Below are 24,004 nucleotides of genomic sequence, written 5' to 3' on the forward strand. Positions count from 1 at the left end.
TTATCTCCATTGGTTTGTCTAAATTTGAGGTCGTATGCGCTTAAGCTACTTTATTATTTTTGTTGTATTTTCGTATTTTTACAGTGTAAGTGCTAAAGCAAATGAATCCTCTTATGATTTTACAAAGACCCTAGTTAACGAGCTAAGTGATACGCAGCCATGCACGAAACATTGCAGGCGAGGCAACGTATAGATGGCCTCTAGTTCGTTACATCAGGGCATTTTTCGACTGGTTATAGGCTTAGTTTTAACCACCAGTTTAACCATTCTTTTTAATGTGTGGTTATCTACCTACCAGCAAGCGCAGCAGCGAATGGCTAAAGACATTAACTTAGCGCAAACTGTGTTAGCACAAGCCATTGAAAGTCGAGAAGAATTACTCTTTACCACCGCTAGGGTATTGGCTGACGATTTTGGTTTTAAACAAGCCATAGCCACAAATGACGCAGCAACCATTACCAGCGCTCTGGATAACCACAGTAGCCGCATAAATGCTGACGCTATGGCAGTTTTTAGCTTACAAGGTAGCGCTATTGCCAGCACAGCAAACGTATCAATAGGCGCTACTAGCCCGTCCTTATTTTCAAATGGGCAGTTAGAAGAGGTCATAAACTCTGGCGGTCTATCTAGCTTTATGATTTTAGACGACAAACTATACAAAGTAATTTTGCTTAGTATAAATGCTCCTACCCCTATTGCTTTAGCATTAGTAGGCTTCGAAATTGATCAAGCATTTCTAGAAAATTTGGAGAAAACCGTACAGTTGTCGGTTGAGATTATTGCGAGCGAGGGCCCGCTTGTTTACTCCATCAATAGCATGCCAAGTAATCTAAAAACAACAGAGCCAGATGTATACTCTTCGTTGGAGTGGCATCATATTGTTATGTCAAACGATGCTCTCGTTTCTCAAAGTTTTACAATTTATAATAAGAACAAGTTACAAATATCACTCATTCTTACGCAGTCAGTTGATAAGCTAATCTCAGAATTTTCGGCGCTAAAAACCAGTGTTACTGTCATCATTATAATTGCTGCTATTTTAGGTTTTATAGGCGCTTCATTGTATGCAAAAAGGCTTGTGCGCCCTTTAAACGAGTTGTCTCAGGTCGCCACTAGTATTTCATCAGGAAGTTACCAACAAACTATTCATACCAGCCACGCATCTTCAGAAATTGCTAACTTGGCCAATGCCTTTAAAAATATGCAACAAAATATTCGCGAGCGCGAGCGTGAAATAACCTATCAAGTAGAACATGACCCATTAACCGGCTTATTCACGCGCTATCATGCCGGTCACATAATTGACGAAAAAATAAGCCTTAAACATTCATTTCAAGTGGTGGCCATAAACATCATGGGATTTAGGAATATCAACGATGTGTTTGGTTATCAAGACGGAGATGTTTGTTTGGCGGCGCTTGGTAGCCGCATTTCTAATTTAGGAGGTATTTCAGCTAAGTTCACCGGTGGCGAATTTTTATGGATCCCCGACACTAAACTCAGCGAAACCCAACTCAGTATTATTAAAACAAAATTAGAACAAGACATTGTAGAAAACGATGTGACCATTCCCCTTACACTGGCATTAGCGAGTATTAGTTGCCCAAGCCAAGCTGATAACGCCGAAACCGTATTTAAACGTTTAAATATTGTGCTTGATGAAGCGCAAGTTGATTTACACCAAATACTTTGTTTTGAAGACAAGTACGAACACAAATATGCAAGACGTCTAAAAATTATTGCCCGTTTGAAAAAAGCCTTATTGTCAAACAGCCCTGATTTATCTCTTCACTATCAACCCAAGCTTGATCTTAGCAATCAGCAAGTGAATGCGGTTGAAGCACTGATACGCTGGACCGACGCAGGCTTGGGTTTTGTGCCACCTGATGAATTTATTGGCATAGCGGAACAAGCAGGCCTAATAGGCGGTGTTACCCAATGGGTTATACGCCGTGCAGTTGATGACGCTGAAACTATGCGTAATCATGGATTACTTTGTTGTATTGCTATCAACCTATCAGCTCGCGATTTAATTGACCCTACACTGCTGCCTTTGGTAAGAAAATCCCTATTAGGTGCTGGCTTACCTGAATCGGTAATTAGCTTTGAGATCACCGAGAGTGATTTAGTGCAAGACCCTGAATTAGCCATTTCTTTACTTAATGAATACCGAGAACAAGGTTATCAAATTGCCATAGATGACTTTGGCACAGGCTATTCATCCTTAGCTTATTTAAAAAGCTTCCCAGTGAATACTATAAAAATTGATAAAAGCTTTGTATTGGAGCTTAGCCAAAATAAAGACGACCAAGATATTGTTGAAACTATTCTTGCGCTAGCTCAGAAATTTAAGCTATCAGTTGTAGCAGAAGGCGTTGAAGATAAAGCCAGTTTGGCAATGTTAACTCAAATGGGGTGTGACGTAGCCCAAGGTTATTACATGTGTAAACCCATTCCCTTAGATTCATTAATAAAGTGGTGTGAGCAACATAAGTACACAAACTGGATTGAAGCCTAGCTTATATTCGGGTTAATCAAACCGCGTAAAATACACTCTGACAAAACCTGAAAACAAAAAAAATCCCATGACCTTAGTCATGGGATTTTGTATTTCGACTAGCTAAAATACATGAGTATTGTAGCTTACGCTGTGTTTATTAGAACTTGTAGCTAACACCTAAGCGCATTTCCCACAAAGACGCGTCACCTTGACGGCTTTGAGGAGAAGTATTACCAACATAAGCAGTGTTGAAGTTAACTTCGTTCAAGATACCCCAATCATCGCTAAGCATGTTAGTGAAGTTATCAATCGTTAAGCTAACAGACGCTTTGTGATCTTCAGAGAACGCAGGAATTTCTTGTCTTACTGCGATATCTACTTTAGTCCACCAATCACTTTCTTCGCCATTACGCTCATTACCCATAGGTAATACGCCACCGGCATCAATGTAAGGAGTGAATCCAAAGATAGCGTTACTGTCATCTTTGTTGTAAACGTAGCTAAATGGACGGCCTGATTGCGTTAACGCGTATACGTTAAAGCGAGTTTCTAAACCAGGGATTAGCTCTACTACGTAGCTAAAGTCAGCTGTGAAGCGGTGCTCAATATTCCAATCAGACAAAGATGAAACATCTTCGTTTGGATTAGTAAACGCTCTGTACTGGTAGTTAGAGAACGCAACTGAGCTCGTCATAGGTTGAACGTCTTCAGCATGGTTATAAGAATAACCGGCTACTAAACGTAAACCGTTATCCCATGACTTCTGCATAGTAGTTGTAATTGAGTAAGACTTTGAAGTTTCGCCAGAGTTAGTTAGCTCAAGTGAACCATAACCATTACGGTCATAATCAATGTAGCCTTCATCAGTGAAACCAGCTTCTGTAATACCTACGTACTTAATCATTGCTTGGTCTTGAGTGTAAGACACCAATAGATCAGCATTTAAGATGTAGTCAGAATCAGTTACGTGCGTCACACCAGCAGAAATTTTCCATTCGCGTGGCATTTCAAAATCAGGGTCTAAGTTGTTTGACTCAAAGTTACCTGCATCACCGTTATCAAGCAAATCGTCAAGTTCAGATGGTACACCGTAACCAGGGCCTACTGGCGCGCCGTCTTCAACGTTTACGTATACAACATCTTCATCAAACAAGCTGCGAGTACCGTCATCATAACCGAAATCGCCGCCGTCTACTTCACCACCGGCAACGTTTGTACCAGAGTAGTTGTTAGACATCCAAACATTTGGGTTACCGCCTGAGAACAAGCCAATACCACCACGAATTTCAGTGCTGTCACTGTAAGTATAGTTCAAGCCAATACGTGGCTGAAGCAAGCTTACGCCATCAAGGTTAGCTGAGTTGCTATAACCGTTGCCAGCAAGAAAATCTGCGTTTTCTTCCGGGTTGTCGCTAGACGTTATCCAGTCGTAACGTAAACCGGCATTGATTTTTAAGTCATCAGTCAGGTAGAAGTCATCTTGGATATAAACGCTGTGTGCAGTGTAGCCCCACTCAGCCGCTCTATCGTTAATATCACCAGAATATGCATAACCGTATTCTACGTCACTTGCAAAACCGCTTTCAAAGTCAGCGATGCTGTCAAATGAAAGTGATGTTTCAGCGTGTTGTACGAAAATGTTAAATACATCAAGGGTATCGCTTTCGTAACCAAAAGTAACACTATGACCATTGTCAAAGTAATAGTTACCGCGGAACATAAGGCTAACAGCATCCCAATCAAGGTCATTTGCTTGGCGGCTATCATCAGAACCTAAGAAAACAGTTACGTCATCAAGGAAAAGTTTAACTTCACCAAAGTCATTACCGCCTAGTGTACCGTCACCCGATAAAGAGTTTTGACGGTTATCTAACTCGGTGTATGAAACACGTACTTCGGTAGAAAAGTTATCTGTCCAATCAGAGTAAAGCACACCTGAGTAAGACGTCATTTCTGCGCCGCGCTCGTATAAGTGGCTTGATAGCTCAAATTCATCTGCATCGCCATCAGATTCAGAGTAGTTATTACCATCATTGTAGTTGTAAGTTAATGACGCACGATGTTGCTCATTAATGTTCCAGTCTAATTTAATTAGAAGTTTTTCATCTTCGTTTGCAAGGCTAGTAGGTACTGAACCTGGGTCAAACTGATATAGCTCTGAAGAAATACGTACGATTTCATCAAGCTCGGCTTGTGTAAGTGCAACGTCATTAATTGCGCCAGCACCTGCAACACCACGGTCAAATAAGTTTGCACCTTCAAGCTTCTCATAAGCTGCGAAAATAAATAGTTTATCTTCAATTAAAGGAGCACCAATTGAGAAGCCATAACGTTTTTCAGTATAGTTACCGATGTTTACGTCATCACCTTCAAGTGAATCGCCACGTAAGTCATCACTTCCGTAGTCAAAGAATGCGCTACCGTGAACTTCGTTAGTACCGGTTTTACTTACCGCACTGATGTTACACGCTGAAAATCCACCGTAGATTACATCAAAAGGAGCAATTTCAACTGCAACGCCTTCAATTGCGTCATAAGAGAATGGCATTCTTTCAGTTGGGTAACCGTTAGAGTTAAGACCGAATAGGTCATTCATGCGAACGCCGTCAACAGTCAAGCTGTTGAAACGAGGGCTTTTACCTACGCACTGAATGCCACCGTTACCACCTTCATCTACGTATACACGTGGGTCAATACGCACAATATCAGTGATATCGCGGTTGATTGCCGGTGCATTTTCTAAGGTAGTAAGATCAAAATCCGCGCCTGGACCTTTCTTACCGAAAGATAAGCTGCTGATTTGAGATGCGGTTACTGCAATACGCTCAACGTCTTCTTCAGATTCTAATTGACGCGCAATAGACGCAGTTTCGCCTAAGCTTAAGTAAATACCATCAATAGTTTGGTCAGCAAACGTGTCTGAATCTACTTCAACCTTATACGGGCCGCCTACTCTAAGGCCGTTTAAGTTAAACGTACCAGCAGCGTTAACTGTAGTAGTTTTTACTGCACCTGTAGGTACGTGAGTAACTGTAATTACCGTGCCTTCAGCAGGATTGCCATTTGGTCCAACAATCTGACCAGCCATACTTGACGATGTAACTTGCGCCATGGCTGCAGTTGAGATACCTACAGACAACGCTACCGCTAAAGCGACTTTGCTTATTTTGCTGTTTGTAAACATTGAATTTTCCCTATGTGTAAATTTTTATATATGACAACGTGTGTTTCATGCGCACGATTGTCCATCCTTATAATTACAGATTTATTACAGTTTTGTCATGTGTTTATGTAAATTATTCTATAAACTTTGTAATATTGGCCAAATATCCCTAAAATAGTGACCAAAATATAAACCTAAAACGATGTAGCTCTTTATTTATGCCAAAACCCATTATACTCGCAATATCAGGAGCTTCAGGCTCGGGTAAGTCACTATTTACACAGAACCTAAAGCTAACCCTTGAGAAGCATGGGCAGGCGGTGTTGGTGTTACAAGAAGATCACTACTATAAATCGCAAGATCATATACCAGAAAGTGACCGCGCTCGTACAAATTATGACCATCCTGATGCTTTTGAGCACGATTTACTCATGCAACACTTGCAAAAGTTATGTGAGGGTAAGGCGATTGAATATCCGAGTTACTGCTATAAAACGCATACTCGCTTAAAAAAAGCACAAAAAGTAAAAGCTAGCCCTATTATTATAATTGAGGGCATAATGTTGCTTACGCAAATACAATTGTTTGATCATTTCGACTTTAAAGTATTTGTAGATACACCTTTAGATGTTTGTTTAATGCGCAGAATGTTGCGTGATACTCAAGAGCGCGGACGTTCTTTAAACTCTGTTGCGATTCAGTATGAGCAAACCGTAAAACCTATGTACCACAAATTTATTCGCCCTAGTAAAAATTTCGCTGACTTAATTGTGCCTCATGGCGGTGAAAATTATTTAGCTGTTGATGTATTAAGTGCATACCTATTTAAACAACGAAATGGAAATCAAATATAATGACCAGTTTACTTGGAGTAGCATTTATATTGCTAGTTGGCTTCGCATTAAGTAAGTCTCGTAAAAACATAAATTGGAGAACCGTATTAGGGGCTTTTGCTATACAAGCCTTAATTGGTGCATTTGTACTTTACTCCAGTTTCGGTGTTGTGTTTTTAAATGAAGTAACCAGCTTTGTTCAAAACATTATTGATTACAGCAAAGCCGGTATAAATTTCGTATTCGGCCCTGTTGGGAATTATTCCTTAGGTTTTATATTTGCCTTTAACGTATTGCCGGTTATTGTGTTTTTCTCATCCCTAATCTCTATTTTGTATCATCTTAAAATTATGAGCGCGATAATTGGCTTTATTGGCGGCGGACTTAAAAAGTTACTTGGCACCAGTAGCCCGGAATCAATGTCAGCGGCGGCGAATATATTTGTAGGCCAAACCGAAGCTCCTTTGATTATTCGCCCTTTTATTCCTACCATGACCCGCTCTGAATTATTCGCTATTATGGTGGGCGGCCTAGCCTCGGTTGCTGGCTCAATTATGGCTGGCTATTCAGGATTAGGTATTGAATTAAAGTACTTAATTGCCGCAAGTTTTATGGCCGCGCCTGCCGGCTTGATGATGGCCAAATTAATTGAGCCTGAAACACAAACGCCTAATGAAACCTTGACCGATGTTGAATCTGAAACTGAAACCTTTGCCAATGTATTTGATGCAGCGGCAAGCGGCGCAGCATCAGGAATGAAACTGGCCGTTAACGTGGGCGCTATGCTACTTGCCTTTATTGCCCTTATTGCAATGTTAAACGGAATTTTAGGCGGCTTGGGCGCTTGGTTTGGTGTTGAAGAGCTTACCATTGAGCTAATTTTAGGTTATGTATTTCAACCTATAGCTTGGTTGATTGGCGTGCCTTGGAATGAAGCACAATTAGCAGGAAGCTTTATAGGGCAAAAAATAGTCGTTAATGAGTTTATCGCCTATTCTGACTTTATTGTTTATAAAGATTCTTTATCAGAATCGACCCAAGCGATTGTAACTTTCGCCTTATGTGGATTTGCTAACTTATCATCAATTGCCATATTAATGGGCGGAATTGGCGCAATGGCACCTAACCGCCGCCCCGAAATAGCCCGTTTAGGTTTAAAGGCAGTAGCAGCAGCCACTTTAGCCAACCTTATGAGCGCTGCCTTAGCCGGTATATTTTTATCTTTGGCCTAATAAAAGGCCTACGTATTAAACTATTTGTAAAAGAGTAAGAACATGAAATTAGAAGCTGTAGATTATAATTCACCAACTGCTGCAAAAGACTTTGTAGAGTCATTGCGTCAAACAGGATTTGGGGTATTAAAAAACCATCCTATTGCTAAGCAGCAAGTAAGTGATATTTACAACACTTGGCAGACGTTTTTCAACAGCAGTGAAAAAGAAAACTTTGTATATAACAAAGGCACGCAAGATGGTTTTTTCCCGCAATCTGTATCAGAAGTCGCAAAAGGCTTTAAAAAGAAAGATATTAAAGAATATTATCATTACTACCCTTGGGGCCAATGCCCTGATGACCTTAAAGCTAATATTCATGAGTATTATGAAAAAACCAATACATTAGCTACCGAGTTATTAAACTGGATTGAGCAAGAATCACCTGAAGAAGTAAGCAAGCATTATCGTGAGCCGCTTTCTAATATGATCAAAGACAGCGACCAAACCTTATTGCGTATATTGCACTACCCGCCATTAGCCGGTGATGAAGAGCCTGATGCCATTCGCGCAGCGGCCCATGAAGATATTAACTTAATTACTATTTTACCAGCCGCCAATGAGCCGGGTCTACAAGTTAAAGCCACAGACGGCTCATGGTTAGATGTGCCAAGTGACTTTGGTAACCTTATAGTGAATATTGGTGATATGCTGCAAGAAGCATCAGGTCATTATTTCCCATCTACCACTCACCGTGTTGTTAACCCTGAAGGCACAGATACCTCTAAATCTAGAATATCTTTACCGCTGTTTTTACACCCTAGACCTGACGTAAAACTATCTGATAAGTACACTGCTGGTTCATACTTACAAGAGCGTTTGCGCGAACTTGGTGTTATATAGCAAAAACTAGTTTAGCCCAAAGTAAATGTTTTAACCGCGCGAGTGTGTGACAACTGTTGCAAACTCGCGTTTGTTGTTTTGTCTAGCTGATGGAGCTGGGCGTAAAGTAGGGTTAAGGTTGCCAAGGCATCATCTAAAGCGTTATGTTCTGGCGCATGGCTTAAGTGGTAGTAACTTCTACATGATGCAAGCGTTACACCTCCGCTTGGCACATATCCTTGTGTTTTTTCAAGCACATACACTTGCAGCAACATGGTATCAATTGTAGTAATACTCACACTTTCAAACTCAAGCAATCGCCATAGTCGAGAAAGCATTTTCACATCAAGTGTCGCATTATGAAACACCCAAACATGGCTCTCAACGAAGGCTTTTAAGGCTTCAACATGCTCACGTATGTGGGTCCCCTTTGCTATTTCTTTAGCGCCTAAGCCATGAATCACTGGGCTTTGATGCAAATCACCACTGGCTCGCACAATATCATAGTGAGCACTTGATAAATCAACATCAAACATTTTTCCCTGAATCCATCCTATAGAGGTTACTTTTGCACGCTTTATGTTTAAATCGGTAAGCTCTAGGTCTATTGAAATTAAAGGTAAACTCGAATAGCTACACCGCTTAAATGGCTCTGGTATTGGACTTCGTCCCAATATAAGCTCAGACAAAAAATTAAGCATTATCCAATACCACCAGAAAAACGCAGCACCACAGCTTGTTGCGCGCGATGAATAGCTTGGAAAGCCGCCTTAAGTTGGTGCTTTTCCATAGAGGATAAATCACTTATACGAACAAAATTATCATCTACGTTGTTCGTTAATTGATGGCGCCAGCGTAGTCGATTTAAAAACATCCATATATCACGTAAGTTAGTTCTATCTTTTGGTGATAACCCTGAATCAGATGGTAAGTTATTCAAGCGTGCAACCGTTGATGGCAAGCTGAGGCCGCTAGCTAGCGCATAAAGGCGAACTACGTTATTAATGATTGCCACAGCCGACTTTTTAATATCAATACTGTCTTTGTGGCTTTGCCCTTTTGCGTACACAAACTTTTGAAACATAGACAAGGGCACACTGCCCTCATTTGCATTGCGTGCTAATGCCGCTAAAAACATAGGCTGTTTAAATATGGGTTTACGGTATTCTTGTAAGGATTTAAGCAAGGTGTTGTCACCCGCTACTGAGCGCGCATCAAGGAAAATATTAAAATTTAAAATGGCTTCATTGGTAGGGCTCTTTACCCAACGTTCAGATTGTTTTTTAGCGGCCTCTACCGATAAACGCAAAGTAGGATTGCTCGCCATAATATTACCATCACATAACTTAATACCGCATTGCCCTAATCCTTCACAAACATAAGCAGCTAAACGTTCAAAGTAATCAGCTTGTTTTTGATTTGGCGGGCTGGCAAGCAACAAAGCGTTGTCTTGATCTGAGCCCATTGTTTGGTCTTCTCTGGCCTGAGAGCCAAATACCATCCAACAAAATGACATAGGGGCCTTGCCATTTTCTTGTTGGAAAAAGGTAATTAACTTACGCGTCATTATATCAGTCGCTTGTGCAAGCACTTTTCCGGCTAGATCAAAATCCCCAGCTCGCTTAGCAGTACTGGCAATGTACTGGGGGACTTGAAACGCGTTACTTGATAGTTCTTCCAAATTTTGTGAGTTAGATATATCACTAATTGCAAACAACACGTTAGCTCGCTGCTGACGGGAAATATCGGTATTGGTGATCATGCCATATGGCTTACCGGTTCTAGCATCAAGTATGGGAAGATGATGAATGCCTTGTTCGTTCATTAAGCAAATGGCATCGAAAATGGTTTTGTTTTTAGTTAGAAACGCAGGGTTTTCGGTCATAATATGTTTAACCGGCTCTTGGGTATCAAAACCTGTCGACACCACCCTATTTCTGAAATCGCGGTCAGTTACAATTCCCAGCAACTCTTGTTCTTGCATAACTAACACTGACGACGCTTTATGTTCACTCATTATAATCGCAGCAGACTGCACGCTTTCGTTTGGGCCAATACATAAAGGAGACGCTTGTACCACTTCAAACAAAGGTTTATATAACCACATTGAGTTTGAATCGGTGACGGCTTGGTTTTGCAAGGCATTCGCGTTGCTCGCGGTAAAAAACTGCTTAAACATGGGGTTTTCTAAGCATTGTTCAAAATCACTTTTCGCAATGCATAGCACTATACCGGGGCTATCAACCACTACACTTAAGCCATAATCAACATTATCTAGCAAACTAGAAAACCCAAAATAATCACCATCACTTAAATGCTTTATGGGCTCTTGATTATCTTTTACACCAAATTGGCCAGTTTGTATAAGGTACAAACAGTTAGCATGTTCAGTCAAAAGGGTTTGTTGATTTTCTTGCGCCAAATAAATGAGATGACTGTTGTGCGCAATGTCCTCAACCAAGGCTTTATCGAGTTGATCAAACGGACTTTCGTGACTAATAAAGTCTAATACTTGTTGGGCAATAGTGCTCATAATTGAGTGTTCCGTGAAATATATTTGTTTGCAAACTTAGCATAATGCAAAAGCCCAGCAGATGCTGGGCTTATTAGTGACCTTGTCACAGTGTCAACTTACATCAATAATTAGTGAGCAGATGCTTCACCCGAACCTTTAGGGAAACGAATGCTTTCTACTAATTGTTGAATTTCTTCTGGTGCGTCACCTGTCATCTTAAATACAACATAAGCGACTATGAAGTTTACGCACATACCAATGGTACCAATTCCTTCAGGCGAAATACCTAAGAACCAATTTTCGCTTGTATTGGCCGCAGGGTTCACAAACTTGAAGTAAATAATATAAGCCATTGTAAATACAATACCGCTTACCATTCCTGATATTGCACCTTTGTTATTCATGCGCTTAGAGAATATACCCATAATAATTACTGGGAAGAAACTAGAAGCAGCTAAACCAAAGGCAAAGGCAACAACGGCGGCCACATAGCCTGGTGGGTGCACCCCGAAGTAACCGGCTATACCAATCGCAACGGCAGCGGCAATACGCGCACTTAACAGCTCTCCTTTGTCACTAATATCCGGCTTAAAGGTTTTCTTCAATAAGTCATGGGAAACAGAGGTTGAGATTACCAATAGTAAGCCTGCTGACGTTGATAATGCTGCAGCAACCCCACCGGCGGCAACTAAAGCAATTACCCAAGCAGGTAAGCCTGCAATTTCAGGGTTAGCCAGTACCATGATGTCACGGTCAATTTTCATTTCGTTGCGCTCATCGCCCGAATAGAACATTTTACCATCGCCATTTTTATCATCATGACTAATTAAACCGGTTTCTTCCCAATTTTTAATCCACGACGGCGCATTGGCATAATCTGTTCCGGTTTGCTCAACACCATTGATTGTTTCAATCATGTTTACACGGGCAAACGAAGCAAGTGCTGGCGCTGTAGTATATAGCAAGGCAATAAAGGCTAGCGCCCAACCCGCTGATTTACGTGCATCAGATACTTTTGGTACAGTGAAAAAGCGCACTATTACGTGAGGCAAACCAGCCGTACCTACCATTAAGGCAAAGGTAATACAAAATACATCGATCATGTCTTTTGAACCCGAGGTATATTCGTTGAACCCTAAGGAAGTTGATAATCCATCTAGCTTATCGAGCAAGTAAACACCCGAACCATCTGAAAGTGTAGCGCCAAAGCCCGTCATAGGAAGAATGTGCCCTGTTACCATCATCGAGATGAAAACAGCCGGTACTAAATAAGCAAAAATGAGTACACAGAACTGTGCAACCTGCGTATAGGTAATACCTTTCATTCCGCCTAGTACGGTGTAGAAGAACACAATACCCATACCAATAATTACACCGGTAGTAATATCTACTTCTAAGAAGCGTGAGAACACAACACCAACGCCACGCATTTGGCCAATTACGTAAGTAAAGCACACAATAATCGCGCATATTACCGCAACGGTTCTTGCTGTTTGGCTGTAGTAACGGTCACCAATAAAGTCAGGCACCGTGAATTTGCCGAATTTACGAAGGTAAGGTGCTAAACAAAGAGCAAGTAAAACATACCCGCCAGTCCATCCCATTAGGTAAACCGCACCGTCATAGCCCATAAATGAGATAAGGCCCGCCATTGATATGAAAGATGCTGCTGACATCCAGTCAGCTGCAGTCGCCATGCCGTTAAGCACAGGTGGTACGCCACCGCCTGCCACATAAAATTCGTTAGTTGATCCAGCACGAGCCCAAATAGCAATGCCGATATAAAGTAAGAACGAAGCCCCTACTATTAAAAAAGTTAATACTTGAACACTCATGACTTACTCCTCATCTACGCCATATTTTTTATCTAAAGCATTCATTTTTGCCATATAAACAAAAATAAGTGCTACGAATACATATATCGCGCCTTGTTGAGCAAACCAGAAACCTAGTTTAAAGCCGAAAACATGAATTTGGTTGAGTACATCAACAAACAAGATGCCCGCTCCAAACGACACTATGAACCAGATGGCTAAAAGCGTGAAAAGGATATTTAAATTTTCCTTCCAATACGCTTTTTGATCGCCTTCGTTTTTAAATCCCATCGCTAAATCCTCTGCATAGTTAGTGAATAGTTGATTAAATTAGTAAAAATTTTATTTACGTTATTTTTTTTACATTTTGTTAACGATAGATATTGCACGATATTTTACAAAATGAACTCTATAAGCCTTGATGTAGAAACATTCCGCAATAGCTATCCATAAAGGGTTAAGTTCACAATAAACATTATATTAACAAGGTAAAATGATACCTTGGTCTTACGGTGTTAGTATTAGATGGATATATGATAAAATAGCACTTGTTAACAATATGTATGGAAATTAACATGTCGATCAGTTGGCTAGCCTTGGCTCTAGCGTATCTTACGGTTTTATTTTGGATAGCCCGATGGGGCGATAAAAACACGCCTACGGCGCGTTGGATAACATCTCATCCTTTGGTCTATACCTTGGCTTTGGGCATTTACTGTACTGCCTGGACATTTTTCGGTGCCGTAGGACAAGCCAGCCAGCAACAGTGGATGTATTTACCTATAATGCTAGGGCCAATTTTGGTTTATTTGCTGGGTTACCGCTTTATTTACAAATTAATTCACGTGAGTAAAAAACAACACATCAGTACCATTGCTGACTTTGTGAGCTCGCGTTACGGCAAGCGCCAAATTGTTGCGTTAATGGTCACCATTATTGCTTTGCTGGCCACCATTCCATACATCGCCTTACAATTAAAAGCCATTGGGGCCAGTTTTCAGCTTATTACCGCACAAACCGATAGCCAAATAATCATTGTGTTCGCTACCTTATTTATAGCCTTATTTGCTATGTACTTTGGCACACGAAATACCGATGTTACTCAGTATCGCCGTGGCTTAATTTTAGCCATTTCATTTGAATCATGTATTAAGTTACTTGCTCTTGTGCTGATTGCTTATGTTGGTTTTCGCTATTGGTCAGAAGCGCAATCGGGCGCTATTTTGCAAGAATATACCTCGGCCAGTGCCCTTAATAGTTTCCTCACGTTTGACTTTTGGGCACAAACCTTAATGGCTGCTGCTGCCATAATATGCCTACCACGCCAATTTCATGTGACCGTAATTGATAACCTTCGCTTAGAACATGTGGCAACAGCTCGCTGGATGTTTCCGCTTTATTTATTTGCCATAGCGCTAACCATTCCAATTATTGCCGCAGCAGGGAAAGCGATTTTTGCCGACCAAGCACTAGAAGCGGATTCATATGTAATGGGTATTGCCCTTTACTCTGACTCACTGCTTTTACAAGTAATTGTATTTTTGGGCGGCTTATCAGCATCTACCGCTATGATAATTGTAGCCACCCTAACCTTAAGTACTATGATCACCAATGATGTAGTGCTGCCCAAACTCATGGACCAAGATACTTATTCAGGCATAAACCGAGTTAAACGTATTAAGCTTATTCGCCGTGCCGTCATCTTTGTTATCTTGGTATTGTCTTTTGCGTATCAGCAGCAAATGGCCAATCAAGCCTCGCTTGCGTCTATTGGCTTACTTGCGTTTTCGTTGGTAGTTCAACTTATGCCCGCTATTGTGGGTGGATTGTATTGGGAAAGAGGCCACGCCCACGGGGTTTATGCAGGGCTAATGGCCGGCTTATTTTTGTGGCTCATGTTCTTGTTTTTACCCATGTTTAGTGGCCAAACACTGGGTTACTCAAGCCACTTGCTAAGCCAGGCAGCTATATATAGTTTACTCGCCAACATCGTATTTTATGTGGTATTTTCATTACTATCTAAACCACGCCTTATAGACAGAATACAAGCCAAAGTATTTGTACTACCTGCCACCCTTTCAGACCAATATACTGACAAAGCCATATTTGAAGTAAGCGTGGGTGACCTAAAAACTTTAATAGCTCGCTTTACGGGTGACCAACGTTGCGATCAACTCTTTAGCTTGTATGCTAAACAAAGCGGTGAGCAGCTTGCTCCTAATAAACGCGTAAATGAAGACTTACTTGCTTTTTGTGAGCGAGCACTTGGCGGAGTTGTGGGATCATCTAGTGCAAAAGCTTTAATTGATAGCTTAGTGCGGGGCAAAAAGCTTGATATTACAGATGTCGTGAACTTTTTTGACGATACTGCACAGGCAATGCAGTTTAATATGAGCGCCCTACTCACGTCTTTGGAAAATATTGACCAAGGCATTAGCGTTATCGACAACGACCAACGCTTAGTGGCATGGAACAAGCGCTACACTGATTTATTTAATTATCCAGAAGAACTCGTTACCGTAGGCGCAAAGGTAGAACCCTTAATTCGCCACAACGTACTGCGCGGTGATTGCGGCATAGGAGAAGTTGAGCTTGAGGTGCAAAAGCGACTTGAGCACTTACGCAACGGCACGCCCCATCGCTTTACTCGCCAACGCGATGATGGCCATGTAATTGAAATGGTGGGTAATCCCCTGCCTGGTGGTGGTTTTGTTACCAGTTTCCACGACATTACCGGCCACGTGGAAATTCAACAAGCGTTAAAAGAAACCAATATTGACTTAGCTGCCCGCGTAGCTAAACGGACCGAGGAAGTTCACTCTATCAACGCGGAACTTCGGCTGGAAATTGAACGCAGAAATGAGTTAGAAAAAAGCTTAATTAGAGCTCGCCAAGAAGCAGAATCAGCGAATGAAAGTAAGACCCGTTTTTTAGCCCTTGCAAGCCATGATGTTTTGCAGCCTCTTAATGCGGCAAAACTGTATTTAACGGCCTTGCAAGAAAGTGACATGGACAGCGAAATGCGCAATACCCTGTCAAAACTAAACGATTCTGTTGTTTCAAGTGAAACACTCATTAGCACTATATTAGATATATCTCGCCTTGACCAAAATGAACTTAAACCTTACATAGAGACCATTCAAATTCAAGAAGTGCTTACCCCTATTGTGAATGAAATGGGAATGAAGGCTAAAGAGAAAGGCCTTGATTTTAGAGCTCGAATACAAGATTGCTGGATAAGTGCAGATAAAACTTATTTTTATAGAATTGTACAAAATTTAGTTTCAAATGCTGTTAAATACACGCGTAAAGGTAAGGTTTTACTTACTGTGCGCAGGCAAGGCGACAAGGTTTATATTCAGGTTCGAGATACGGGTATAGGCATACCCAAACTCCAGCAAGCTGCGATATTCAGTGACTTTTACCGTGTTGAAAATTCAGATGAACAAGGAATAGGTTTAGGCTTAAGCGTGGTTAAGCGTTTAAGCCAGCAACTAAGTTGCCAAATTAAAGTAGATTCTATTGAAGATAAAGGCTCATGCTTTAGCATTGAGTTTATGGCTGCTACGCCTCCGGAAAAACCCGCCATTATAAAACAACCTGTGCTATCCATATTCAACAAACTTACAATATTGTGCGTTGATGACCAACAAGAAAATTTAGATGCCATGAACACTCTGCTAAGTAAATGGGGCATAGAAGTGGGCTTGGCGAAAAATCATAAACAAGCCTTAGAAATTGGTGCACAGTTAAAGCCTCATATATTGTTAGTTGATTATCAACTAGGCAGAGGCCCTGATGGTTTAGAAATTATTGATTTGCTACGCCAACAGTCAAATACCATTTTGCCTGCGTGTTTAGTTACGGCTAAGCGTGGTGATGATTTACTGAAACTGTGTGCTGATCAAGGCGTTAATTACTTGGCTAAGCCCTTAAAACCAGCAAAGCTTCGCACCTTGATTCAAAGCATGGCTAAATTTATCAAAAATGTGGATGTAGAAAGCAAATAGAATAAAGCCGCTTGTTGAAAAATCAATAAGCGGCTTATGTAAGTGTTAAGCATGCAGTAAATAAAGACTAGTCTTTTACAGGCGGCTCAAGTTGTAGCTCTGAGGCAATCAGTACCGCTTGGGTACGATTGTTAATGCCTAACTTACGAAATATCGCGGTTACATGCGCCTTAACTGTGGCCTCAGCTATATCAAGGTTGTAGCCTATTTGTTTGTTTAACAAGCCATCGCGCATATAACAAAGCACCTTGTACTGAGAAGGCGTTAGACTGGCTACCGATTCAGCTAATTTACTGAAGTTCTCATCTACATCTTGAATCTTTAAACGAACCGATTCGGGCAACCATACATCCCCTTCAAACATGCTTGTAACCGCTTCGTTTATTTCTGCCGCACTGGCTGTTTTAGGAATAAAGCCCATGGCCCCTAAACCAACAATTTTTGAAATGAGTGCCGCATCTTCAGTTCCCGAAATTACCGCAATGGGAATATCAGGAAACTGTTTTTGAATATGTAAAAATCCAAATAAGTCACTGCTACCAGGCATGTGCAAATCAAGCATTACCAAGTCAAATTCATTATGTTTAAGCGCCTCTACAGTGCTATTTAAATCACCCGACTCTGCAATACTAATGTCAGAATGATGTAATTTAAGGGCGCCTTTCAAGGCATCTCGGTATAGAGGATGGTCATCAGCTATGAGTAAAGAAATCATAGTAATTCCTGTTATTGTGCTGCTTCATGTGAGCCATTGCTTATCAATACAGTTAATATTGTGATTAAAAGCGCTAACCAACGTAAGCAAAATTATATGCGCCAAAGTAAATTATGTGTGCGTAATTTCTTGGCATTATTATTGTAAATTTATGCGTTTATCAACTTGCAACTTAACTTTAACATTTTGATAGCTTAAAAAAAAGGCAAGCTAAGAGCCTGCCTTTAATTTCGTTATTTATTCAGTCGTTTATCAATTAAAGAGTCAACTACTGAAGGGTCAGCCAAGGTAGAAGTGTCACCTAAAGCATCGTGCTCATTAGCAGCAATTTTACGTAAAATTCTACGCATAATTTTACCCGAACGAGTTTTAGGTAAGCCCGAGGTCCATTGAATTAAATCAGGCGAGGCAATAGGACTTAACTCCTTTCTTACCCACGTACGTATACTTGCGGTAAGTTCTTCGTTCACCTCAACGCCTTCTATAGGCGTAACATACACGTAAATACCTTGCCCTTTAATATCATGAGGGTAGCCTACTACAGCTGCCTCAGCAATATCAGGGTGAGCCACTAGCGCACTTTCAATTTCGGCTGTGCCCAAGCGATGCCCCGACACATTAAGTACGTCATCTACACGCCCCGTAATCCAATAGTATCCGTGTTCATCTCTTCGGGCGCCGTCACCGGTAAAATACACATTGGGATATGCACTAAAATAGGTTTCAATAAAACGCTTATGATCGCCATAGACGGTTCTTGCTTGGCTAGGCCAACTGTCTTTTATAACTAGGTTGCCTTCACTCTCGCCTTCAAGCTCGTTTCCGTCAGCATCAAACAGTGCAGGCTGCACACCAAAGAGTGGGCGCGTAGCCGAGCCAGGCTTTAATGCCGTAGCACAAGGCAGCGGTGCAATCATCATTCCACCGGTTTCGGTTTGCCACCAAGAATCAATAATTGGGCAACGACTTTGACCTATAACGCGGTGATACCATTCCCAAGCCTCTGGGTTGATGGGTTCGCCAACTGATCCTAGCACGCGCAAGCTTGATAAATCGCAGCCCTCTACTGGCTTCTCACCATGGGCCATTAACGCTCTAATAGCTGTTGGCGCAGTGTATAGACTATTTACTTTATATTTTTCAACAATTTGTGCAATTCTGCGGATATCAGGGTAAGTGGGTACGCCTTCAAAAAATACCTGCGTTGCACCGTTAGCCAACGGGCCGTAGGTCATGTAGCTGTGGCCGGTAATCCAACCTACATCGGCTGTACACCAATATACATCGTCGTCTTTATAATCAAAGGCATAGCGAAATGTAATAGACGTATAAAGTAAGTAGCCGCCAGTAGTGTGCACGACTCCCTTAGGTTGGCCGGTAGAGCCCGATGTATACAATATAAATAGAGGGTCTTCAGCATCCATTACTTCAGGCTCACATTGACCTGAACAATCTTCAACTAAGGTATGCCACCATACATCTACATCATCATTCCAGGTAATATCGCCGCCAGTGAGTTTGTGAGTAAGCACAGCCGTAATACTGGGGCACGCGCCATTGGCAAGAGCTTCATCAACGTTGGCTTTTAGCGGCACGCTGCGCCCAGCGCGTCTGCCTTCATCAGCGGTAATAATTACCTTGGCAGAGCTATTGTTAATACGATCAGCAATCGCGTTAGGCGAAAAACCGCCGAATATGACAGAGTGGACCGCCCCTATTCGAGCACAAGCCAGCATAGCGTAGGCAGCGTGTGGCACCATAGGCATGTATATGGCCACACAATCACCTTTCTTTACGCCTAGTTCTTTAAGGCCATTGGCTAATTTGCATACTTCATAATGCAATTGTTGATAGGTGACCTTTTCTTCATCTTCAGGTGAGTCACCTTCCCAATAAATAGCGACCTTTTTGGCATTATCTTTTAAATGGCGATCAATACAGTTGTAGCTTGCATTTAATTGCCCATCCTCGAACCACTTAATAGCGCAATCATCAGGGGAAAAATTAGTGTTCTTGATGATAGTAGGCGTTTTATACCAGTCTAATTCTTCAAGCTGGCTTGCCCAAAATGCATCTGGATTTTCTACTGATTCAGCATACATCGCTTTGTAGGCTTCATCACTAAAATGAGTTCCTTGCGTTAAGTTACTGGGAACTGGGTATAATTTGGCACTCATTGTAAGGCCTCCGTTATATACTTGTTAGTTATGGGTTAACAATAGCGTTATATTGAGAAACCAAAATGATACTTTGGTATTACCATTTAACGCGCGCCCCCATTTACGCAAATACACATTACTCAAATCTTTGTTTTTTCTGGCTTTCGCTTCTATTGACACCTTAGTCGCATACAATCTATGCATAAGAACAACGCGATGCAAGGCGCCAATAAAAGCGCAATATTAAACTTAAAATGGCACAGGAAATTGTTTAAGCGTGGCTTCAATATCGCTCAAGCATTCACTCGATAATTGAATATCAAAGGCTTCAATATTCTCTTTTAGTTGGCTCATTTTAGTTGCGCCAATAATAGTGGAAGTAACGCCATCTACTTGATCACACCATGCTAAAGCTAATTGAGAGGGAGTTAGCTCATAACGCTTTGCGATGTCGCAGTAAGCGCGAATAGCCGCTTCACTGTTGGGTGTATCGCGAAAAAGTCCATTGCGCTGTTGGAATGTCCAGCGACTCCCCTCAGGCATGGCGCCATCTAGGTATTTACCTGACAACATTCCCCCCGCTAATGGTGACCACGGCAAATAAGCTACGTCTTCATAAACACAACTTTCGATTAAAAATGGCCAATCTTTAATGTGCAATAAACTAAATTCATTCTGAATAGACACGGGTTTCGCTATCCCCATTTCTTCGCACAAGGCAATATAAGTATGAATACCCCAAGTGGTATCATCTGACAAAGCCCAATGGCGAATTTTGCCTGACTTAAGAGCGGTATCAATGCCACTTAGAATATCGCGCATGTCAGCCTTTTCTTTGGCAACATCTAAAGAGCTTGGCTTAATATGATTAGGCCAATGTTTATTAAAATGAGGCGTGGTTCTATTAGGCCAGTGCAACTGATACACATCAATATAATCGGTTTGTAAGCGCTCAAGCGAGTCATTCAAAGCTTGCGCTATTGTGCTCCCACTTATTGGGCTATTGTCACGTACGTATGGGAACCCTGGCCCGGCTATTTTACTGGCTAAAACAATATCTTGTCGGCGCTCTGGGTTTTGCGCAAAGTAATTGCCAATGCATCTTTCAGTGTCACCATAGGTTTCGCCATTTGGCGGAACAGGGTACATTTCAGCGGTATCAATAAAGTTAACACCTTGCGCTAAAGCGTAATCTATTTGCTCATTTGCATCACTTTGCGTATTTTGAATGCCCCATGTCATACTGCCTAAACACACACGCGACACTGATAAACCTGAACTACCTAAAGTTGAATAACGCATAGCCATCCTTTTCTAAATTAATAAAATTATAGTGAGTGTATACGAAATTATGCCAATTAGGAGCTATTAAATTTAGCTTAATTTATGTCTTAACTGGCCAAAGTTTTTATATGAGCCACTGCACTTCTGGCTAAGGCGCTCAATGCATAACCCCCTTCCAAAACAGACACTATTTTCCCACCACAGTGTTTTTCACTAAGGATTTTGATTTGCTCGGTTAACCACACATAATCTTCCTCTACCAATCGAAGGTGGGCTAAGTCGTCTTCGGCATGGGCATCAAAACCTGCTGACACAAAAATAAGCTCTGGGGCAAACTTATCAATCGCATCAAACCAATGATTAACCAACTCGCGGTATTCACTCCCTTTGGTTCCTGCGGGAATAGGCACATTAATAATTCCTTCTCTAGCCGCGCTATCACCTGTGAAAGGATAAAATGGGTGCTGAAATGACGAGCAAAACATAATTCGCTCATCGTCTTTTACTATATCTTGCGTGCCGTCACCGTGATGTACATCAAAATCTACAATGGCAATGCGTTTTAAGCCATATTGCGCCATGGCGTATTTCGCGCCTACGGCTACGTTATTAAATATACAGAAACCTGATGATGTATTATGCCCAGCATGATGCCCAGGGGGGCGAACCGCACAAAACGCACTGGTGGTTTCTTTGGCCATTACCATATCAACCGCATTCACCACTGCACCGGCTGAATACAAAGCCGCATCAAGGCTTTTATCCATCATGATGGTGTCATCGTCTATCCAAATGCGCTCCCAATCTTCTTTCGGTGCGCGGTCAAATATGCTTTGAATAAAGTCTTTATCATGTGCTAGCGCAAGGGTTTCTTTGCTAACTGGTGTGGCATTAGCAAAATGCACCACATATTCTAAGCCTGAAGCTATTAATTGGTCGTTAATTTGATGAAGGCGGCCAGGCTGCTCTGGATGTTCATCTCCCATATTATGCAAATTGCACTTAGGGCTACTGACAATAGTCACGCTCATTATTGTGCCTCCTGGGCTTGAGGCTTGTGCTGGTCCAAATCATACACCAGTTCAACTTCGCCAGGCTCATCACTATTAATACGGGTAAATCCAAAATGTTCAAATACCGATATCATGGCTTGATTATTTCGTTTTACTAAAGCAAATATTTTCTCTAAACCACGAAGTTCAGCTATTACCATCATTTCGTGTAATAAGCGTTTTGCCATTCCCTTACCTTGGTTGGTTTCTCGGGTAACAAAGGCGACCTCACAAGCATTTTGTTGCTCATACAAATAATAACGTCCTACAGCTTCTATGCGAATTCTAGAACCTTCTTGACGCACAATAGTAAGAGCCAAATCTTTATTTTGATCAACGCTAACTAAATCACATGACTTCTCTCGTGTCATGGCGCCAGGGTTATAGTTATAACGCATACGAATAGTTTCTTTGGTATGCGAATAGAAAAACTCTTGCAAGCGGCGCTCATCAGCCGGATTTAGTGGGCGTAAATAAAAACGCTCCCCTTGTATATCTACGGGCTTTATTTGCATATGCCCAAGCTCAGGAATGTCAGTTGGAAATTTCTTTTGGTAATTAGGTACCCAATATTGCTGCCTAATTTGCTGTAGCAAGCCTTCTCGGAATTTAGGGTGCGCCACGCGGATTAACTCAAGTGCCCGCTCGCGCACACTTTTGCCTTTTAAGCTAGCAATACCAAATTCAGTCACTACATATTGCACATGACCTCTAGAAGTTACCACGCCTGAGCCCGAATCAATATTAGCAACAATACGCGATACTTCGCCATCTTTGGCAGTAGAAGGCAGTGCAATAATAGCTTTACCATTTTTACTCTTTGAACTCCCCGACACAAAGTCAACTTGCCCGCCTATGCCGCTATAAAATTTACTGCCAATAGAATCAGCCACCACTTGACCACTTAAGTCGACTTGCAAAGCGCTGTTAATTGATACCATGTTGTCATTTTTAGCAATATTGGCAGGTTTATTCACATACGATGAAGGGTAAAATTCAACATGCGGATTGTTATGCACAAAATCGTATAGCTTTTGAGTGCCGATGCAAAAACTGGTGACTATTTTCCCTGGGTGAAACGTCTTAAAACGATTGGTAATGACACCAAGCTTCATAAGTTCCATCATACCATCGCTTATCATTTCCGTATGAATGCCTAAGTCTTGATGAGAATGCAAATACCGCGTAACAGCATCGGGTATTTTGCCTATACCCAATTGTAAGGTGGCGCCGTTTGATACCAACATTGCCACGTACTGCCCTATTCTGTCGCTTATTTTTGACGTGTCGGCCACATTGACTTCAGGCAGTGCTTGGGAAAACTCAACACATGCGCTAAATTCACTAATGTGTAAAAATGAATGACCCATTGTACGGGGCATAAGCGGGTTAATTTGCGCAATTATATGTTTACTTGCCCTTGCCGCTGACATCACTACATCTACCGAAACACCTAAAGAACAGTACCCAAGTTCATCAGGGGGTGACACCATAATAAGCGCGGCATCAAGTGGTAAGGTGTCATCGGTAAATAAACTCGACACTTCTGATAAAAAACAAGGGGTATAATCAGCGCGACCATCTTCAATAGCTTGGCGTACGGTAGGCCCATGTATAAAAAAAGTATTTACTTTGAAGCGTGATTTATATTCTGGTAAGGCCCATTTATTGTCAGAAATAGTTACTATGTGGGTCAGTTCGATATCATCTAAACCCTCACCGTCAGCAATAAGGCTATCAACTAAAGCGTTAGGAACCGCGGCATTTGAGCCTATAAATACACGGTTTCCCGAGGCCAGTAAGTTATGCCAATCAACCTTGTTTGTAAATTGTGACTTAATGGACTGCATAGGTTTTACTCGCTAA

General features: G+C 41.5%; 15 protein-coding genes. 5 read left to right on the plus strand and 10 right to left on the minus strand.

Annotated elements, in window-relative coordinates:
* Nucleotides 1-193 precede the first annotated feature (193 nt).
* Nucleotides 194-2,518, plus strand: coding sequence for an EAL domain-containing protein (locus tag ACOI22_RS07165; protein ID WP_420671334.1), 2,325 nt, complete (start codon nt 194-196; stop codon nt 2,516-2,518).
* 139 nt (nt 2,519-2,657) lie between these two features.
* On the opposite strand, the gene ACOI22_RS07170 is transcribed toward ACOI22_RS07165, so the two are convergent.
* Complete coding sequence (locus tag ACOI22_RS07170; RefSeq protein WP_420671335.1) at nt 2,658-5,684, minus strand: TonB-dependent receptor; 3,027 nt, start codon at nt 5,682-5,684, stop codon at nt 2,658-2,660.
* 197 nt (nt 5,685-5,881) lie between these two features.
* On the opposite strand from ACOI22_RS07170, the gene udk reads away from it, so the two are divergent.
* The 3 genes from udk to ACOI22_RS07185 are packed head-to-tail and all read left to right on the plus strand — an operon-like array spanning nt 5,882 to nt 8,610.
* Nucleotides 5,882-6,517, plus strand: a complete 636-nt coding sequence (gene udk, locus ACOI22_RS07175; RefSeq protein WP_420671336.1) for a uridine kinase — start codon at nt 5,882-5,884, stop codon at nt 6,515-6,517.
* Nucleotides 6,517-7,728, plus strand: a complete 1,212-nt coding sequence (locus ACOI22_RS07180; protein WP_420671337.1) for a NupC/NupG family nucleoside CNT transporter — start codon at nt 6,517-6,519, stop codon at nt 7,726-7,728. The genes udk and ACOI22_RS07180 overlap by 1 nt, the downstream gene beginning before the upstream one ends.
* A gap of 42 nt (nt 7,729-7,770) precedes the next feature.
* The gene (locus ACOI22_RS07185) at nt 7,771-8,610 is read left to right on the plus strand and encodes an isopenicillin N synthase family dioxygenase (RefSeq protein WP_420671339.1); all 840 of its coding nucleotides are present in this window, start codon (nt 7,771-7,773) and stop codon (nt 8,608-8,610) included.
* Between the two features lie 11 nt (nt 8,611-8,621).
* Here ACOI22_RS07185 and ACOI22_RS07190 read toward each other — a convergent pair whose 3' ends face one another.
* From ACOI22_RS07190 to ACOI22_RS07205, 4 genes are all read right to left on the minus strand, one after another.
* Entirely contained in the window at nt 8,622-9,290 is a 669-nt protein-coding gene (locus tag ACOI22_RS07190; RefSeq protein WP_420671340.1) for an exonuclease domain-containing protein, read from the minus strand.
* Nucleotides 9,290-11,122: a DUF294 nucleotidyltransferase-like domain-containing protein gene (locus ACOI22_RS07195; protein ID WP_420671342.1), complete on the minus strand. Its 1,833-nt coding sequence runs from the start codon at nt 11,120-11,122 to the stop codon at nt 9,290-9,292. The genes ACOI22_RS07190 and ACOI22_RS07195 overlap by 1 nt, the downstream gene beginning before the upstream one ends.
* Nucleotides 11,123-11,232: 110 nt before the next feature.
* Complete coding sequence (locus tag ACOI22_RS07200; RefSeq protein WP_420671343.1) at nt 11,233-12,939, minus strand: sodium:solute symporter family protein; 1,707 nt, start codon at nt 12,937-12,939, stop codon at nt 11,233-11,235.
* Nucleotides 12,940-12,942: 3 nt separating this feature from the next.
* Nucleotides 12,943-13,209 (minus strand): DUF4212 domain-containing protein, encoded by a 267-nt coding sequence (locus ACOI22_RS07205; RefSeq protein WP_420671344.1) that lies wholly within the window; start codon nt 13,207-13,209, stop codon nt 12,943-12,945.
* Between the two features lie 284 nt (nt 13,210-13,493).
* Between ACOI22_RS07205 and ACOI22_RS07210 the strand changes: the two genes are divergently transcribed.
* Nucleotides 13,494-16,928, plus strand: a complete 3,435-nt coding sequence (locus tag ACOI22_RS07210) for a PAS domain-containing hybrid sensor histidine kinase/response regulator (RefSeq protein ID WP_420671345.1) — start codon at nt 13,494-13,496, stop codon at nt 16,926-16,928.
* A 67-nt stretch (nt 16,929-16,995) separates the two neighbouring features.
* Here the strand turns inward: ACOI22_RS07210 and ACOI22_RS07215 are convergent, their stop codons facing one another.
* From ACOI22_RS07215 to ACOI22_RS07235, 5 genes are all read right to left on the minus strand, one after another.
* On the minus strand, nt 16,996-17,643 hold the full coding sequence (locus ACOI22_RS07215) for a response regulator (protein ID WP_420671346.1): 648 nt from the start codon (nt 17,641-17,643) through the stop codon (nt 16,996-16,998).
* A 233-nt stretch (nt 17,644-17,876) separates the two neighbouring features.
* A complete protein-coding gene (gene acs, locus ACOI22_RS07220) occupies nt 17,877-19,820 on the minus strand; it encodes an acetate--CoA ligase (RefSeq protein ID WP_420671347.1) in 1,944 nt (647 codons plus the stop codon).
* 231 nt (nt 19,821-20,051) lie between these two features.
* Nucleotides 20,052-21,104, minus strand: a complete 1,053-nt coding sequence (locus ACOI22_RS07225) for an aldo/keto reductase (RefSeq protein WP_420671348.1) — start codon at nt 21,102-21,104, stop codon at nt 20,052-20,054.
* 89 nt (nt 21,105-21,193) lie between these two features.
* Nucleotides 21,194-22,117, minus strand: coding sequence for a histone deacetylase family protein (locus ACOI22_RS07230; protein ID WP_420671349.1), 924 nt, complete (start codon nt 22,115-22,117; stop codon nt 21,194-21,196).
* Nucleotides 22,117-23,988, minus strand: a complete 1,872-nt coding sequence (locus ACOI22_RS07235; RefSeq protein ID WP_420671350.1) for a GNAT family N-acetyltransferase — start codon at nt 23,986-23,988, stop codon at nt 22,117-22,119. The genes ACOI22_RS07230 and ACOI22_RS07235 overlap by 1 nt, the downstream gene beginning before the upstream one ends.
* Nucleotides 23,989-24,004 lie beyond the last annotated feature (16 nt).

Origin of the sequence: Glaciecola sp. 2405UD65-10 (assembly GCF_048820975.1) — a bacterium.
Lineage (GTDB): Bacteria > Pseudomonadota > Gammaproteobacteria > Enterobacterales > Alteromonadaceae > Glaciecola.